The 2,960-nt window shown below is 58.0% G+C and carries 2 protein-coding genes; both read left to right on the plus strand.

The window, feature by feature from the left end:
- Positions 1-253 precede the first annotated feature (253 nt).
- The gene (locus NW863_RS02160; protein WP_414364118.1) at positions 254-1,648 is read left to right on the plus strand and encodes a malic enzyme-like NAD(P)-binding protein; all 1,395 of its coding nucleotides are present in this window, start codon (positions 254-256) and stop codon (positions 1,646-1,648) included.
- 717 nt (positions 1,649-2,365) lie between these two features.
- The coding region (locus NW863_RS02165) for a hypothetical protein (RefSeq protein WP_414364119.1) at positions 2,366-2,960 on the plus strand (595 nt) is incomplete at its 3' end.

Below are 2,960 nucleotides of genomic sequence, written 5' to 3' on the forward strand. Positions count from 1 at the left end.
GCCATTGCTTGGGCGCGGTTGCTGTAGTAACCTTCCAGCCAATCGGCAAAAGTATTGAGGTCGGAGTCGGCAGTTGCTGCAGCAGAGGTTGTCATATGCAGGAAGGAGGGTTGCCTGTCTGCAGGATTTCTCGATCCTACGCTTATTCCTATCGATCAGAGGGAGAAGGGAGTTGAGGATCGGCGCAACCAGAGGGCTCAGCGTTGAGGAGTTTGCTCTGCTGAAAGCAATTTTTCTTCTACCATAGAAAGCTATGGCAAAACTCACCCCCAGCTCCAGCTACAGCATTGCCCTACGTCTACGTCTGCCCAACCAGCCGGGGGCGCTGGCCCGTGTTACCCAAGCCATTGCCGAGGTGGGAGGCAGCCTCAGCCAGATTGACCTCATCCACCAATCGGCAGCCGAAACGGTACGGGAAATCTGCGTGGATGCCGTTAGCAGCGAGCACGCCCAGCAAATTCACGCTGCTGTTGCCTCTTTGCCCAACGTGAAGGTGGAGCGGGTGGTGGATCGCACCTTTGAGCTGCACCGGGGAGGAAAGCTACAGGTGGTGGCCAAAAGCCCCCTGGAGAGCGCCGCCGATCTGGCCATGGCCTATACCCCAGGCGTGGGCCGGGTGGCCCTGGAGATTGCCGCCGATCCCAGTGCTGTCTATGAATACACCATTAAAGGGAATTGCGTTGGCATTGTTACTGACGGCAGCGCCGTGCTGGGCCTGGGGAATATCGGCCCGGAGGCCGCTCTGCCGGTGATGGAGGGGAAGGCAGCTCTGTTTAAGCGCTTTGCCGATATCGATGCTTTCCCCCTCTGCCTGGCTACCCAGGATGTAGGAGAAATCGTGGAGACAGTGGTGCGCCTAGCGCCGGGGTTTGGCGGCTTTAACCTGGAGGACATCAGCGCCCCCCGCTGCTTTGCCATCGAGTCCCAGCTCAAGGCCCGTCTCAGCCTGCCAGTGTTCCACGACGATCAACACGGCACCGCCATTGTTGTGCTGGCCGCCTTGCTGAACGCCTTGAAGGTGGTCAAAAAAAACCTAGACGAGGCGCGCATTGTCCTCAACGGGGCAGGAGCAGCCGGGATTGCGGTAACGCAACTGCTGCGGCGGGCTGGGGCAGCCCACATCGTGGTCTGTGACCGCCAAGGGATCCTCAGCCGCTCCCGCACCGACCTCACCCCCGAGAAAGCTGCCATTGCCGTTGAGAAGAGCGGATCCCTGGCAGATGCCTTGGTGGGGGCAGATGTGTTCATTGGGGTGAGCGTGGCCAATGCCTTGACCCCAGAGATGGTGGAAAAAATGGCGCCGGATCCCATTGTCTTTGCCCTGGCCAACCCGGTGCCAGAGATTCAGCCGGAGCTGGTGAGCGGTCGGGTGGCGGTGATGGCCACCGGGCGCAGCGACTACCCCAACCAGATCAACAATGTGTTGGCCTTTCCGGCGGTATTTCGCGGTGCTCTGGATTGCCGCGCCAAGCAGATTAACACCGAGATGTGCCTGGCTGCCGCCCAGGCCATTGCCAATTTGATCCCACCTGAAGATTTGGATCCCCAGTGGATCATTCCCTCAGTCTTCGACGGGCGGGTAGTTCCCCAGGTGGCCGCCGCCGTGATCCAGGCTGCCCGCCAAACAGGAGTGGCCGGGATCCCTTGAGGGTTGCCCAGGCGGCCCTCCTTTAGGGCGACTATGGGCAACGAAGAAGTTGCGGGCAGACAGTCCGTTGGCGGAGGAAAACCTTACCAAAAGCGGGTGGAAAGCAGCATCCGCTTGCATCAGTGGTCTGCAGGTTTCTAAAGCGTCAGCCCCCTAGGATAGCAAACCATTGCAACTGCAATTTATTCACGTCCTAGCACTGCGCGGAAGCAAGCTGGCAGTGCAGGGAAGATCTCAACATACCGAGCATCAATTTTGTCGGAAATGGCCTGGGGGACGCCTTGGAGCGGCAAATGCGGCAACGTTAAAGTCCACTTTTTTGGATCCCTTGTAACTTAACAATCCTTCAAGCTTCCTTCCTTCTTTGTGTAGTATTTTGCGCAGACGTCACTGACTTCATCGATTACCCTGAGTTTTAGGTTTTCTGATCACTCGGCACTCCCAATGGACATACGTAAGCCGCTCTACGTCCACATCGTCACCACGCTCACCGCTGCTAGCATTGCCGCTTTGCCTCAGTCTGACCTCGGCAGAGCCCTCAGAGTGGCTCTGGTGGTTGGAGCCGGGAACGCAGTAGCCTCGAGGATTGCTTGGTCTTCTGCCCGAGACAGGGATCAGCGCGTGCAAAGCCTCCTCCAAGCAGAGATTGAAGAGCTACAGAACCGGTCTGCGCGGAAGGAGGAAGAAATTCAAAGATGGCGGGGTCTCGTCGGAGACTTGTCCCGGCAAGTCCAGGAGAGGGACGAGAAGCTGCAGAACCGGCAAGCGGAACTGACAGAGCTCCAAACCCGGCTTCAGCAGAGCAGCAAGCAAGTCCAAGATCTGGAAGCACAGCTGGCCGAGCAACAGCGCTTGAAAGAAGAGCTCCGCTGGCAAATTGAGGAAGGCGAGAAAGAACTTTCTAGGCTGCGGGATCAGCTTCGGCAAAAAAGCGAGCAGCTCCAAGAACTTGAAGCCCAGTTGGCCGAGCGGCGTCAGCTTTTGCAACAGCTCCAAGACAAAGATCGGCAAGTGCAAAGCCTCCAAGCAGAGATTGAAGAGCTACAGAACCGGTCTGCGCGGAAGGAGGAAGAAATTCAAAGATGGCAGGGTCTCGTCGGAGACTTGTCCCGGCAACTCCAAGAGAAGGGGGAGGAGCTGCGCAACCAGCAAGTGGAACTGACAGAGCTCCAAACCCAGCTTCAGCAGACCAGCCAACAAGCCCAAGATCTGGAAGCACAACTGGCCGAGCAAGGGCGCTTGCAAGAAGAGCTCCGCCGCCGGGAGCAAAGAATCGAGGAGCTCTGCCGGCAAATTGAGGAAGGCGAGAAAG

The organism is Synechococcus sp. B60.1, from assembly GCF_047462555.1.
Taxonomy (GTDB): Bacteria; Cyanobacteriota; Cyanobacteriia; order Thermostichales; family Thermostichaceae; genus Thermostichus.

What these genes read in the sequence shown, in the direction of transcription:
- NW863_RS02160 (WP_414364118.1), top strand. Translation starts at nt 254, where the DNA reads ATGGCAAAACTCACCCCCAGCTCCAGCTACAGCATTGCCCTACGTCTA.